This window comes from Flammeovirga sp. MY04, assembly GCF_001682195.2.
Classification (GTDB): Bacteria; Bacteroidota; Bacteroidia; order Cytophagales; family Flammeovirgaceae; genus Flammeovirga; species Flammeovirga yaeyamensis.
The window spans coordinates 1763062-1778106 of the sequence record NZ_CP003560.2 but is presented as its reverse complement, the minus strand read 5'-3'; the positions used below and the strand labels follow the sequence as shown (position 1 = coordinate 1778106).

Here is a 15045-nt window from a genome sequence, read left to right as displayed (position 1 = left end):
CTTACTATTAAGATTCTTAAAAATACCTTTTATAGGAAAGTTATGACATACGACTTAACAGTTATCGGTTCCGGTCCTGGCGGTTATATTGCTGCAATTAGAGCAGCCCAATTAGGAATGAAAGTAGCGTTAATTGAAAAATACAATACTTTAGGAGGAACATGTTTAAATGTTGGATGTATTCCATCAAAAGCACTTTTAGATTCGTCTGAATTGTATCATCAAGCTGTTCACCGTTTTGCTGATCATGGTCTTGAAGTAGAGACACCAAAGATTGATTTTGGTAAAATGATCGCTCGAAAAGGTGAGGTAGTAAAGCAAACTACAGATGGTATCGGCTTTTTGATGAAAAAAAATAAAATTGAGGTTTACCAAGGTTTCGGTTCTTTTGTTGATAAGAACACAATCAAAATCGATGGTGAAGAATCAAAAGTAATCAACTCAAAAAAGACAATTATCGCTACAGGTTCTAAGCCAGTGATGTTACCATTTATCGAATTCGATAAGAAGAGAGTGATTACTTCTACAGAAGCTTTAGAACTAAAAGAAATTCCTAAGCACCTTATCGTGATCGGTGGTGGTGTAATTGGTCTTGAATTAGGTTCTGTATATGCTCGTTTAGGCGCTGAAGTAACAGTAGTTGAATACGCAGATTCTCTTATCCCAACTATGGATGTAGCCATGGGTAAAGAAATGCAAAGAGTATTAAAGAAAGAAGGATTCAAATTTAACTTAAAAACTAAAGTTGAATCTGTAAAAGTGGAAGGTGAAGAAGTAGTTGTGAAAGCTACGGATAAGAAAGGCAAAGAAGTAGAAATTAAAGGTGATTATTGCTTAGTTTCTATTGGTCGTCGTCCTTACACTGATAAATTAAACTTTGAAGAAATCGGTGGTAAACTTGATGCGAAAGGTAGAATTGAGGTGAACGAAAACCTTGAAACTGCTGTCGAAGGAATTTATGCTATCGGTGATGTGATCAAAGGAGCAATGTTGGCTCACAAAGCTGAAGAAGAAGGTGTATTCGTAGCAGAACACATCAATGGTCAAAAACCACATATCAATTATAAATTGATTCCAGGTGTTGTATACACTTGGCCTGAGGTAGCTTCTGTAGGATACACAGAGCAAGAATTGAAAGAATCGAAGAGAGCTTATAAAGCTGGATCATTCCCATTCAGAGCATCAGGTAGAGCAAGAGCATCTATGGATATCGATGGATTGGTAAAAGTACTTGCTGATAAGGAAACGGATGAAATCTTAGGTATGCACATCATCGGACCACGTGCTGCAGATATGATTTCTGAAGGGGTTGTTGCAATGGAATACAGAGCGTCTGCAGAAGATATTTCTAGAATGTCTCATGCTCACCCTACTTATTCTGAGGCTATTAAGGAAGCTTGTTTAGCAGCTACAGGAGATAGAGCATTAAATATGTAATTATCAAACGAAGAATATATCTGATCTATTCAGACAAAAGGTCGCCATTTGGCGGCCTTTTTTTATGTCTCACTTTTTCTCGTTCATAGAATTTCATTCAATGTCATAAACATAAATTGAATGAAAGAATATTAAAATATCTAATTCAGGTTGTTTGAGTAGTCAATAAATATACTTTTGATACAATATGATGTTGAATATGATCTATATTAATTAAAATAGGTCAAATAAAATAAGTATTGTTTTCTTTTTGGTCAAAAACAATTTTTTGATGTGAAGGAAATGACAAAATAGATAAAAGAGGAAATTTTTAAATGTTAAAAGCTAAAAACAACCTTACTATCTCACTAAATGTAATCATTAATTCAACACTCTGTCAGGTGTTTTATAACACTCCAAATTTACTTAATTACAATTAACTACTTGATCGAAAATGAGAAGAGTAACTACAACGATCTTACTAAGTTTATTATCATTTTGTGTTTTAGCAAATGGTATTAACGACAATGAAACGAAAAAAGAAAAGAAAAAGGATGAGGAAGTGAAGCAGGGGCAATTGTACATGGCGCCATTGCCTGTATTAGCATCAAACCCAGCTTTTGGATTTATTTATGGATTTGCAGCATCAGGTGGTATGTTCTTGGGAGATCCGAGTACTACGAAAATGTCAAGTGCTTTAGTTACTGCGACATATTCTACTAAAAAACAATTGATGTTCACCATTAAATCAAATGCTTATTCAGCGAATAATGAATGGTTTTTCCAAGGTGATTGGAGATTATTTTATTCTTCTCAGCCTACTTATGGTTTAGGTACAGGTCCTCAATCAGATATCTTAGTAACTGAAGATGGAGGATTTAAATTAGGTGACTATAAAGATGGTGTTCACGAAGGTGAATTAATGGAATTTGATCTTGTAAGGTTCCATCAAACAGCCTTAAAGCAAATTAAACCAAATGTATATTTAGGTTTAGGTTACCACTTGGATATGTATTCTAATATTAATGATCAATTACTTGATTTAGAAAGCGATCCTCAAGTAATCACAAACCATTATGCTTATAGCCAAATTCATGGTTTTGATCACGAAGGTTATACAACATCAGGTGTGTCATTAAACGCGGTTTATGATAGTAGAGATAACTTAGCAAACCCTTATACAGGTCGTTTCCTTAATGCACAGTTTAGATATATGCCTACATGGTTAGGTAGTGATCAGACGGCATCAACATTATGGTTGGAATATAGAGACTACTTCAGTCTTTCTAAAAAGAACCCAAGAAATGTATTGGCAATTTGGACGTATGGTAACTTCCATACATCAGGCAACTTACCATATATGGCATTACCTTCATTAGGATGGGATCAAATGGGACGTTCTGGTAGAGCATTCCCTCAAGGTCGTTTTAGAGGTAATGATATTTTCTATTCTGAGATCGAATGGAGAATTCCTGTGCCAATTATCGAAAGAAATAAAGACTTATTAGGTGCAGTTATTTTTGCGAACTGTACATCAGTATCGTCACACGATTTGAACGTGCAATTATTTGATCATTTAAAAGCCGCGGTCGGTGTGGGTGCTAGAGTAATGATCAATAAAAAATCAAGAACTAACTTTGCATTGGACTATGGTTGGGGTTCAGATGGTGCTGGAGCGTTTTACTTGAGCTTAAACGAATACTTCTAACCAAGAGAATACTTAAGCAAAGATGTTAGATTTCTAAAAACGATAAACCCCGATAGTTTTACTACCGGGGTTTTGTTCTTATAGACTTTTGATCTCTTTTAATGTTACAATAACAGGTTCATTGCCAAATCTATTTTCATCTTCTCTTTTCTTGAAACCGTTAAACCAAATCCATTTATTATCCTTTTTAAATATGCCAGCAATTGACTTATAAGGCTGATCTGATTCATGAATTACGGCATGTCCTATTAATGGATCAGGTAGTAGTTCATCATCTACTTTAACAATACCAATTTGAATTTTTGCCTCAATTTTTTCGGAAAATAAATTAAACAATAAAACTTCAATGCCATCAAATTTATACAGACCATTCAAAGAGATTTCATTGATGTCTTTCATATATATCTTTTCAATTTTTAAAGGTGTATCTTCTTTAAAAAAATAATCTGCAGAAAAACTTACAATAGCATCAGCTAATTGAGGATTACTTACAAATAGATTCTCATTTTTTATAAATTCATTTGTATTAACATCATTATAATATTGATCATAATCTTTAAAATCAGTACTCTCAAATAATTGTGTAATTAACTTTTTCTTATCCTCAAAGAGTATATTATCATTTTCAGTTTCTATATTATACTCTTGTAATTTTTCAGTATACCATTTGCTATCATATAATTTTATTACCTTCTCGAAACCTTTATAGATTTCATCAGAAGAACCATCTAGAATTCGTCTAAGCCAGAAACCACTTGCTACTTGTGGACTATAATAAGTGTTTGATCGTTTTTCTTGTCCTAATGGATGTTCATATCCTTTGATATTAGAATAATACTCTTGTAAATAATCAGAAGCTTTTACATTCTTATCTACTGTAAAATGATAATATTCTTGTGCTTGTATAATGGGCGAAAACCTTTGAATAGATAAATATGACTCGACACTAAGTCTAAAGTATCTTTTCATGGTTAAATTATAGATTTCTTGATAAGTAAACTGATCTAATAGATCATTAGGGTTTGGAATTAAATTGGAGTGTATCCACTTTATAGGCTCTGGGTTTACAGTGGTAAATGGAAGCTCTTTATTCGGTTGTTGTATATTAGTTCCTAAAAAATTATGTGTCCATTCATTATAATATCTTTCATTTTCCGATTGATATTTAAAACACTCCACAGCCTTAAGATATCTTAGAATCCCTTTATAAAAATCAGAATGTCGTAATAAGTTATTATGTCCTTGATAATAAGTAGTTAGATAGTTTTGATTATATTTTTCTAAACTACTTGCATTTTCAATTTCATCATAATAGAAAGATTGATTTAATACCTGATCGTACAAGAAATTTAGATTTTCTTTAGGGAAAGAGTCAGGAGCTCCCAACCAATTTTCATATTCAAATTTTTTGTCAAGATTGCTGTTTTGGAAATTGTATTCTGATAATTTTTGAATATACCATTCGTAGTCGAACTCTTTGGCGATAGATGAAAATAGATCAAATATAGCCTTATCATTTTGAGTAATGTGACGCCTTACCCAAAAAGTAACAGACTGATCCATTGTAGAATGAACAGAAAAAGTATTTTTAGTGTAATATTCTTCATGAGGTTCATTAATTAGTCGATTATACCAATCATAATAATTTTCCTTGTTTGATAAAACAGATTCTTCATATGAGGCACTTAACTTTGGTAAATTATAGAAATTAGCAATTAGGTACCCTTCAGTATAAAGTCTTATGAATCTTTTTGCTAGAACATCATAATATTCTTTATAGGTATGGTTACCTAACTGTTTATTTTTATCAGGAATAATGTTTTCTTTTGCCCAAATGAAAGCCGTATTATTATAACGTTTAATTATACCATCATTATAAAATAGTTGAAAACCAGTAAAATATTCACAAATGGAGTTTATATCATCAAATTCATTATAAAGATCTTTATTGTTTTTTCTTTTTAGTTTTACAAAACTATGAATTGATTTATTCAGAAAGTCACTTAAATATAAAGTATTTAAGCCTCCGATAAACTCTTTGTTGACATTCCCTTCATACTCAATTGAATTGATATTTTCATCACTTGAGTAAAAATTAGAAACACCATAAATCAACATTATTTTATAAATGTAGTCTAGATCATCATGATTTGCGATCTCTAGTCCCATATCAAATTCATGATTTTCAATAACGAGGTTAGTGTCGTTACTTTCTGCAATAAATAGAGGTTCTTCCTCAAAGTGTTTAGTAAATAGATTATATATTACCGTATCGTAGTTTATAATTGGATTAGGATAGAATATTTCTACTAAAAATAGAATGATAAGTGGACTCGAAAGAGAAAGTAATATTCTTAATGTTTTTTGTTTCCAGCTTAATTTTCTAAAAAGTGTGTGAACAGCATACAATGGAGGTAAAAAAACTCCATATAGTAGTTCTATTAGTTTGTTCATGAGTAGTTGGTTTTAATCGAAGAATAAATAAGAAAAAAATGTAATACTTTCTAACTAAAAATGTATTACAATTTTAATGAAAATAATTTCCAAAAAAAAGACTCAATAACATTATTGCTATTGAGTCTTATAATTTTAATATTGTTTTCTATTTATCAGTGCATAACTGATCATAAACATAAACATGCTCTGCAAAATCCTTCCATTGGAATTTATCACCTGCATAATATTTACCAAATACCTCTGGACATTTTGTGAAAATTACTTTTTGACCTTCTTTTTTATATTTTTTCTTTTCGATTAAAATAGCTCTATTTGATCCTGTATCAGTAACTAGATAAGACTTGTCAATACCTCCTGTTACTTTAACACCTGCTACGCCTAAGCCACCTGTTTGCTTAGCATTAGGATCTTTATACACTTTCACTACATGATCGAAACCAGGGTTCAATAATTGCATGAGTGCAAATTTATTCTTCTTTCCAGGTAAAAGCGCTTGTTCATAATAAACATATTCTTGATCGACTACATCTTCAAAATTTCTTCCTGCTAATTCTTTTATAGACCCAGCAGTCATTGATTGTTCAAATTTGAAAAACTCTTTAGGCTTAACTCCTAATTGTTTAATATCTGCAGCTTTGAACTTCATTTTAGTTCCATCAGCAGTTTTAATTGATACAGATTTAAGTACATTATTCGTTAATGATGCAGCAGTTATTTTACCTGTAATTTTTGAACCGTCATTTTTAATAACATAGGCTTCTTTTGATTGTACCATTCCGTTTACAGATAAAGCGGGGACAAATGATTGTGCGAAACTAAACGTTGTAAAAAACAACGCTAGTAGAGTGATGATACTAGCTTTTTTCATTTTGTATATTTGTTAAAATTTGTAAGATTTAAATGTAATAACGGAAATAAATTAAGCTAGTTTAGATCTTGAGGGGGTAAAATGTTTTTAAATCTTAATAATGTGATTCAAAATCAAAAAATAATAAAACAGTTGAACCTTTTCCTTTTTGTATAGGCACAAAAAAAGCCATTCCTTAAGGAATGGCTTCATTTCATTTCTTCTCTTTATTACTCTGTTGGAGCTTCCGCTGGAGCTTCAGGTTGAGTTTCAGGAAGTGTAGGAACTGTCATTTCAGTTGCATTCTCTACACTTGTAGAAGTCTTTACGTTTGCTGAGTCGCCATTTGAGATAAACATGTTTACGCCAATCGACAATACAGCTAAAGAAATTGCTAACACCCAAGTAGCGTTTTCAATCCAGCTTGATGCTCTTCTTGCACCCATCATAGAGCTACTTGCCGCGCCCATATCTCCTGTAAATCCACCACCTTTAGAGTCTTGTGCTAATACTAATAAGATTAGAAGCACACAAACAATACCGATAAGGATTATAAAAAATGTCATCATTGTATTGTGAAATTAATGCTTTATATTAATTCTGTTTTAAGAATTCAATTCGTTCTGCAAAGAAACTAGCTTTATTTGGATTTTTCAAGATTAGATGTTGATAAATTGAGATTGCATCCTCTTTTTTTCCTTGTCTTTCCAATAATTTAGCATAACTCTCTGTTTGAGGAGTAGAAAACCCGTCTAAATCGACCTCAGTTAGATCAATTTGATCTTCCGGTACATCTTGGTCGTCTACATTTTTTTGTGTTAATGTAGGTGAACTATCGATGAAGTGGTTGATGATATCCTTTTGATGATCCTTTTCAGAAACTTCAACAGGATCAAATTGTGAGAACTCGACGATATTGTCAACGTTCAATTCTTCTATATTTTGAAGATAATCTTCATCTTTTATAGTATCATCATAAGAGGCAGTATCATAACTCGGGAAGTTGTATTCTTCAATGCCCTCATCAAAAAACTGAGTTTCTACTTTTTCTTCCTCTGATAAATCAGTAAGTGTTTTAGTATCTTCGTTTTCTTTTTCTTCCTCGGTTAAACCACTAACAATTTCTTCTTCCGATTGGTTTTTCGTTTGAAGATATCCATTAAAGCGGTTCATCATTTCCTCTTCACTGATCAAATTAGATTCTTCATCATCACTTTGATCTTCTTCGTTTACTATTTGAGTAGGTTCTTCTGTTTGAACATCCTCTTCTGTCAAATCAATTTCGTTGATCACATCAGATATAAGATCGTCTTCCTCATCTACTTCAACTTCTATTGAGTTTTCAGTAATAGGTTCTTCATCTTCAACTTCTTCACTTTCTGATGTTGTATCAGGCTCTAGTGTTTGACCTGCTTGCATGGCCGCTAATTCTGCTAGAATTTGATCCGCAACACTTGTTTCAACAGGTTCTACTTGATCTAATTCTGGTTCAGCATTTTCGAGGTCATTTAAAATCTGAGATGCTACATTGTCTTCAATAGAAGATTCTTCCCCTTGATCTTCTTCTTGAGTTTCATCAGTTGTTCCAAATTCATCAATAATTTGATGCTCTTCAAAAATATCCTCTGTTGGATTTGTGTCTTCTTCTTGATCATTACTACTGTTCGAATCAATTTCATCTTCGACAGTTAGATCATTTTCTTCCTCTAATAGATCTTCTGACTTTTCGTTCATCAAAATGTCTAGCGTTTGATGATCATCTGATTGAAATTCTATTCCATCTGTATTTGGTAGATTGATATCAGTATCAAAAGAGGTGTCTAAATAAGATTGTAGAGAAGGGCGATGTGCTACATATGCAGCAGCTTTTTTTACATATTCTGCCTTTCCTTCTTCAGCTTTAGCTAATAGAACGTAAAGAGCTGAAAAATAGGGATATTTCTCAATAGCGGCTTTAATATCATCTATTTCTCTATAAGTAACCGATTGCGGGTTCTTAAGTAATATTTCAATTTGAGGTAGTTCCACAGTTAAAGAAAAAAATAATGTAGTGATGGGGGATAAATAAAAAAGGATATGAATGTACACATCCATATCCAAATATACAGTTTTTTACCAATCTGCTAATGCTTTTTGGAAAGTATCGTAAATAATCTGTTCAAAAATCACATCAATTGCTTCTGTTTCTACTTGTTGAACCGTTTGGTTTCCTGAAAAGTCATAGAAAAATGAAAACCCTTGATCAAAACTTTTTTCATCATCGAAGTTATTAATGAAATTCGTTTTTACTGTGATAGTCAAACGTTGTTGTTGCGTTTGTTGAGTTTCTCCACCACCAGGCGATACAGGAGTGACTCTATAACCTGTAATTGCACCACTAAATTCTATATCACCTTTCTGACCTTGTTCTGCAGGTAAAAGAGAAGTGTTTCTCAAAATATATTGAGTGAAATCATCGGTGAATTGAAAGGCCATGGTAGCAGGACCATCTCCAGCTTCATTGGTGTAAGGCTCAATCGAAAATGTTTTGATATTTGGATCGATATTAACACCAGAAAAAGTAAATTTTACTCCAGCACAACCCGAAAAAACGAGAGTAGATAATAGGAATAAATATTTAATGAAGTTGTTTTTATTCATCAAGTTCATATTGTTTGATCTTTCTATATAATGTACGTTCAGAGATACCTAGATCTTGTGCGGCGTACTTTCTTTTATTATTGTTTTTCTGAAGAGCTTTGATTATCAGCTCTTTTTCTTTCTTTTCTATTGATAACGACTCTTCCTCTTCCTCAACTTCTACCATGTTATCAATGTCATACGTATTAGTTTTATAGTCGTCGTCATTTGTAATGATAATCGGTTGATTTTCCTGTGGAGGCCTTGGAGAGGGTGTATATTTTACAGGAGTCGTATTTGGACGAACTGCTAAAGATGTTTCCGTTGGTGTAGTCGTTGATGGAGCAGGTTGATCTTCCATTACTCCACTGAATAATTGAGGATTTTCCTGTATGACACTATTGATGTTCGTATTTCCTTTTGCCAATTGAAGTACAATCTTTTTAAGATCGGTCATATCCTGACGCATATCAAATAGCACTTTATACAGGAGGTCTCTTTCATTTAATCCTTTATCATCACTTTCCAAAACAGCTAATTGATTACTAGTTGAAGGTAAGTATTTCAACATTGTCTGTTTTTCGACAACCCTATCCAATTCCAATGCAGACATTTGCTCTGCTAGATTTTTAAGTTGTCTGATATTTCCTGGGAAAGGGAAGTTGATTAAAATCTGCTTAGATTCTGCCGTTAAACTTAATGGTTGAACATGGTATTGTTCTGCAAAATCGGTGGCAAACTTTCTAAATAAAAGCTCAATATCATTTCCTCTTTCTCTTAAAGGAGGAACTTGAATGGGAACTGTATTTAAACGATAATATAAATCCTCTCTAAATTTTCCTTTTTGAACATTCTTAAGCAAATTGACATTGGTAGCGGCAACCACTCTAACATCAGTTTTCATCACTTTAGAAGATCCAACACGAATAAACTCTTTATTTTCTAGAACACGAAGTAATCTAGCTTGTGTTTCTACAGGCATTTCTCCAATTTCATCAAGAAATATGGTTCCTCCATCAGTGACTTCAAAATAACCTTTTCTAGCCTCGTTTGCTCCCGTGAAAGATCCTTTTTCATGTCCAAATAATTCTGAATCAATTGTACCTTCAGGAATTGCTCCACAGTTAATGGCAATAAATTTACCGTGTTTCCTCGCACTTAATTGATGAATGATTTTTGAGAATGATTCCTTACCTGAACCACTTTCACCTGTAATCATAACAGTTAAATCTGTTGCGGCTACTTGAGTGGCTACTTGTATAGCATGATTTAGGCTAGGTGCGTTACCTATAATTCCGAATCGTTGTTTGATTGATAGTATTTCTCTATTCTCCATTATTAATTTCTGAATTTAAAGGAATTCTCAAGGATGACTAAATGTCATGACAAAATTACAATAATATATTGGTAATGAAAATAGAATGGTTTATTTATGATTAGAAAACTTCATTATTGAATTTTTCACAAGGGATGTTAAACTAATTTAATACTGAGTGAAAATTCGCTAGAATTTAGATTTACGATTCTATATTTGTGTCGGAAATGAGATAACCAATTTATTTTTACCTGGTTAAATAACTGTCTTTTATTAACTGTATTAATTATGTCAATCGAACTTAGATCATCAAAACTTCTGGTAGCATTGTGTCTAAACAAAGGGAAGTCAATGCAACAGATTTCGAAATTATTAGGTTTATCACTTTGTTCTTACGATTTGAACAAGATTGTGGAGAAACTGAAAGCTGAAGGAATGCTAACAAATGTAGACGTTAGCCCTAAAGGAATATTTGCAGAACCTACGGATCTTGCAATGGAAAGAGTAGATACATTAGCCGCTTAATAGCTTATGACAAGAAATATACTACTATAGAAAATGCCGATGATTTTTAAGTCATCGGCATTTCTTTTTTAATCCCATCTATATTCAGCTCGTTCTCCTAATTCATGTTCAATTTCAAGGAGTCGATTGTATTTTGCTATTCGCTCGCCTCTACATGCAGAACCTGTTTTGAGATGCCCGCCATCCATAGCAACAGCAAAATCTGCTAAGAATGTATCTTCAGTTTCTCCTGATCGATGGGATAGAAAGTATCTCCAACCGGCGTCTCTACACATTCGAACAGCTTCTATACTCTCTGTTACAGTACCAATTTGGTTTAATTTGATTAAACAGGAGTTTGCTAAATTCTTTTTGATACCGTCTTTTATGTATTTCGTGTTGGTTACAAAGATATCATCGCCAACTACTTCAATCTTATCACCATATTTTTTAGTGAATTTTTTGAAGCCTTTATAGTCTTTTTCGGCTAGTGGATCTTCCCATAATATAATTGGGTATTTGTCTAACCATTCTCCTGCCAGGTCGATAATTTCATCTGAGGTCATTTTGCCTTTTCCTGACCAAATCAAATTGTAATTATCTTTTAGATTGGTACAAAATGAATTGGCAGCGTTGTCTACAGCTATTGAAAGATCTTTTCCTGGCTTATAACCTGCTTTTTTGATTCCTTCAATAATTAGTTCAATGGCAGCTTCATTACTTTCACAGTTTGGAGCAAAACCACCTTCATCACCTACACTTGTGGCAAGTTTTCTCTTTTTAAGAATACCTTTTAGTGTGTGGAAAGTCTCAGCGACGTATCTTAAACCTTCTGCAAAAGTAGGAGCACCATGAGGGACAAGCATAAATTCTTGAAAATCTACACTGTTATCAGCATGTTCACCACCATTTAGGATGTTCATACAAGGAACCGGAATTCTTACAGCGTTAGTTCCTCCAAGATATTGGTATAATGGAAGATTCAATGATTTGGCAGCAGCTTTAGCAACGGCCATAGATACTCCAAGAATTGCATTAGCTCCAAGCTTTGATTTATTTTCAGTGCCGTCGAGTTCGATCATGCTATAGTCAATGTCCTTTTGTTTGGTGGCATCCATTCCGATAAGTGCATTAGCGATAGTGGTGTTGACATTGTTGACAGCTTTTAGTACTCCTTTGCCTCCATAGCGTTTTTTATTGTCTCTTAGTTCTAGTGCTTCATTTTGTCCTGTAGATGCTCCAGAAGGGACGCTAGCATAGGCTTTAGTACCATCTAAAAGTTCAACATAAACACGTAGGGTGGGGTTGCCTCTTGAGTCAAGGATCTCAAGAGCATAGATTTCGTCTATTATAGTTTCCATTGAGTTATTAATTATTGAGTTAATAGTCTGAATATAAATAACTTTAATTGGAATTAATTACTTGATAGGGTGAAATTATTATTAATAATGATTGAAAAGTTTCTTTTATAGAAATAGGTAGTTAATTAAAGTAGTTTGCTAGTTACCACAATGCCTCTGCACTTGATATCTAGCTTCTTGAGAACCCATTTTAGCAGCTTTCTCCCATAAAAGGCAAGCTTTATTAGTGTTTTTGTTACTTAGGAAATAATTCCAACCCATATAATAGTTGGCTTCCTTTTTAAAATCAGGGTTGAATAATAAAAGCTCAAAATTATCTTGGGCAGCATTATATTGTCCGGAACGTTGATATGCTATTCCTAAACTTAAAATAGATTGGTTTTCATAACCCAAAACACTTTTCGCTTTTTCTAAAGCATTGATAGCTTCTTGATAGTTTAAATTAAGTTCTGAGTAAGTGACTCCTAACCAATAATAAACTTGTTTGTTTTTGTTATTGTAAGAAATTGATTTCTCTAAATAATCAACTGCCTTATTCCCTAATTTTCTTTGATAGTAGGCAATACCTAAATAGAGATATGCTTGAGAAACAATATTTTTAGGTTCCTCATTAATCATATATAATTTTGGTTCTAATAGATCAATAGCTTCATTACTTTGGTTGAGTTGGACGTATAAACCAGCCTCAATAATATCTGCAAGAAGAGGAGATTCTAAGTGATATAAGACATCAATATTACCTTTAACAGCATTAAAATCTTTCAATTCAAGGTTTGTTGTTGCATCTTCAAAGGTAGATGCAGCCAGTTTACTCTGGCGTTGAACGAAAAAAGAGATCATCCCACCAACTACTAAGGTAAATACACCTACAGTAAAAGGAACGAAAAACTTTTTACTTTTTTTCTCCTTAGCTTTTTCTTTAAAAATCTCTTCTTTTACTTCAGATTTTCTTTGTGTTCGAATTTCTTCCTCAGCCACCTCTGTTGGAGTAGGGGTATTCGAAAATGTAGTGAACGAAGTTAAGCCATGATCATAGTGAAATTTCTTACTATCATCACTCAAGGTCTCATAGGCTTCGTTGACCTCTTTAAATTTTTCACCTAATTCTTCATCATTACCATGAAGATCAGGATGATATTTTTTTGCTAGTGTTAAGTAGGCTTTTTTTATCTGTCGCTTATCAGCTCGTTGATCTATACCTAAAATATCGTAGTAATTTCGCATCTAACGTTTTATCTAATTATTCGATTGGGTTAAAATAGGTCTATTTGTTAAGAAGTAAGTGGATTCAAATTTGAAGAAATCCACTATTAATTCATGCAAAAATACAATTTTTTAATTTAATCTATCATTTGATGAAAGATTATTTGATCAATTAAACAATGATGAATCAATGTATTAAAAATGAGACTGTTTTATAATGGATAAATTCTCCATAGATCTAGGTCTAAAGATATTATCAACTTCTTATAAAACAGTCTCAGATTTATTTTAATAATCGAATGATTTTATTTCAATAGGAATGAAAAATCATCAGAAGGATTCAACTCATATGGAGTCTTGCCTTTTTCGAAAATACGAGCGGATAGGGGACCTTCAAGCGAGATTTTGTTGTCTTGAACATGTAGCCAAGAACCCTCTCTTAAACCTACAACTACTTGATTATTATAAGCATGGAATTCTTTGATTCTAGTTTCTCTAGTTTCCCCCATGTGTTTGGAAGTTGGATCCGGATCTAAATAATGAGGATTCAAATTAAATGGAACTAAGGCCAATGCATTTAATGACTCAGGGTGAACAATAGGCATGTCGTTCGTTGTATTTACAGTTAAGCCAGTAATATTAGAACCTGCACTTGTACCCATATAACGCAACCCTTCTGATACCTTTTTCTGAATGGCTGGAATCAAATTATTTTTCTGCAATTGATCTAGCAATACAAATGTATTTCCGCCTCCTGTAAAGATACCTTTAGCATTTTCAATCGCTTCAACAGGGTTGTCAAATTCATGAAGACCTCTCATTTTGAAACCTAATTCATTAAATTTCTTACGGGCTACTTCTGTATATTCCTCATGAGTAATTCCACCTGGACGTGCGTATGGAATAAAAATCACTTCTTCAATTCCACTGAAAAAAGATTGAATGGCTTCTTCACAATACGCCAAGTATCCTTTACCGTGTACAGTAGAGGTACTCACGATTAATAAATTTCTAATACTCATTTTTAATATATTGATAATGGTTTATGCTGATACAAAGAATCGTTTTAACCAAGATTGATCAGCATTTTTGATCCAGTTTTTTCTGAATTCTCCAAGATTATTTACAGTGTTGTCGTAAATAGGAGTAGTTGGTTGTATCACGTTATCTCCAATAAGACTTTTGGCTTGATTCATCGGGAATATTTTGATGCTATCTCCTGTATCATAAGCCACATTTGTTCTTTCAAATAAAGATAAACCAAACGCTTCTTCAAACTGTCGGATAAGGCCAACACATTTATCGATAGAACAACCTGATGCAGCAGAACTTTCTTCATCTACAGCAATCACAATAAATAAATCTTTTACGATTTCAAAGCTACTTTGTAGATCACTTCCATGGGCATTCCACGTAGAAGTGAATTGTTTAAGAGCTTCTGAAATTTGACTTTTTTCATTGTCAGTAAATGTTCTATTTGATTGGTATATCCAAAGTCTAGAACTGTCGGAAAGGTTTGATATTGGTGTGTACATAATATAAATTTTATGCAATATAGATTCAAAAAATGAAAAAAATAATAATCACAGTTCAACACATGTGAAATACGTAACTT

The 15045-nt window shown here is 32.9% G+C and carries 13 protein-coding genes; 3 read left to right on the top strand and 10 right to left on the bottom strand.

The window, feature by feature from the left end:
• The first annotated feature begins 42 nt into the window (after nucleotides 1–42).
• Nucleotides 43–1437, top strand: a complete 1395-nt coding sequence (gene lpdA / locus MY04_RS07265) for a dihydrolipoyl dehydrogenase (protein WP_066208099.1) — start codon at nucleotides 43–45, stop codon at nucleotides 1435–1437.
• Between the two features lie 433 nt (nucleotides 1438–1870).
• Nucleotides 1871–3124: a BamA/TamA family outer membrane protein gene (locus MY04_RS07260; RefSeq protein ID WP_066208096.1), complete on the top strand. Its 1254-nt coding sequence runs from the start codon at nucleotides 1871–1873 to the stop codon at nucleotides 3122–3124.
• Between the two features lie 78 nt (nucleotides 3125–3202).
• Here the strand turns inward: MY04_RS07260 and MY04_RS07255 are convergent, their stop codons facing one another.
• From MY04_RS07255 to MY04_RS07230, 6 genes are all read right to left on the bottom strand, one after another.
• Nucleotides 3203–5578 (bottom strand): hypothetical protein, encoded by a 2376-nt coding sequence (locus MY04_RS07255; RefSeq protein WP_066208094.1) that lies wholly within the window; start codon nucleotides 5576–5578, stop codon nucleotides 3203–3205.
• 148 nt (nucleotides 5579–5726) lie between these two features.
• The gene (locus MY04_RS07250; protein WP_066208092.1) at nucleotides 5727–6449 is read right to left on the bottom strand and encodes a hypothetical protein; all 723 of its coding nucleotides are present in this window, start codon (nucleotides 6447–6449) and stop codon (nucleotides 5727–5729) included.
• Nucleotides 6450–6658: 209 nt separating this feature from the next.
• On the bottom strand, nucleotides 6659–6997 hold the full coding sequence (gene secG / locus MY04_RS07245; RefSeq protein ID WP_084005798.1) for a preprotein translocase subunit SecG: 339 nt from the start codon (nucleotides 6995–6997) through the stop codon (nucleotides 6659–6661).
• Nucleotides 6998–7022: 25 nt separating this feature from the next.
• Complete coding sequence (locus MY04_RS07240) at nucleotides 7023–8456, bottom strand: hypothetical protein (RefSeq protein ID WP_158297608.1); 1434 nt, start codon at nucleotides 8454–8456, stop codon at nucleotides 7023–7025.
• Between the two features lie 84 nt (nucleotides 8457–8540).
• The gene (gene lptE, locus MY04_RS07235) at nucleotides 8541–9068 is read right to left on the bottom strand and encodes an LPS assembly lipoprotein LptE (RefSeq protein ID WP_158297607.1); all 528 of its coding nucleotides are present in this window, start codon (nucleotides 9066–9068) and stop codon (nucleotides 8541–8543) included.
• A complete protein-coding gene (locus tag MY04_RS07230) occupies nucleotides 9061–10383 on the bottom strand; it encodes a sigma-54 interaction domain-containing protein (protein ID WP_066208083.1) in 1323 nt (440 codons plus the stop codon). Before MY04_RS07230 ends, lptE begins: the two co-directional genes overlap by 8 nt.
• Before the next feature lie 267 nt (nucleotides 10384–10650).
• Here MY04_RS07230 and MY04_RS07225 point away from each other — a divergent pair, with 267 nt between their 5' ends.
• Nucleotides 10651–10887 (top strand): hypothetical protein, encoded by a 237-nt coding sequence (locus MY04_RS07225; protein ID WP_158297606.1) that lies wholly within the window; start codon nucleotides 10651–10653, stop codon nucleotides 10885–10887.
• 68 nt (nucleotides 10888–10955) lie between these two features.
• Here MY04_RS07225 and eno read toward each other — a convergent pair whose 3' ends face one another.
• From eno to MY04_RS07205, 4 genes are all read right to left on the bottom strand, one after another.
• Nucleotides 10956–12227 (bottom strand): phosphopyruvate hydratase, encoded by a 1272-nt coding sequence (gene eno, locus MY04_RS07220; protein WP_066208081.1) that lies wholly within the window; start codon nucleotides 12225–12227, stop codon nucleotides 10956–10958.
• A gap of 138 nt (nucleotides 12228–12365) precedes the next feature.
• Nucleotides 12366–13451 (bottom strand): J domain-containing protein, encoded by a 1086-nt coding sequence (locus MY04_RS28290; RefSeq protein ID WP_066208080.1) that lies wholly within the window; start codon nucleotides 13449–13451, stop codon nucleotides 12366–12368.
• 284 nt (nucleotides 13452–13735) lie between these two features.
• Entirely contained in the window at nucleotides 13736–14452 is a 717-nt protein-coding gene (gene pepE / locus MY04_RS07210) for a dipeptidase PepE (protein ID WP_205960500.1), read from the bottom strand.
• A gap of 21 nt (nucleotides 14453–14473) precedes the next feature.
• The gene (locus tag MY04_RS07205; protein WP_066208078.1) at nucleotides 14474–14965 is read right to left on the bottom strand and encodes a hypothetical protein; all 492 of its coding nucleotides are present in this window, start codon (nucleotides 14963–14965) and stop codon (nucleotides 14474–14476) included.
• Nucleotides 14966–15045 lie beyond the last annotated feature (80 nt).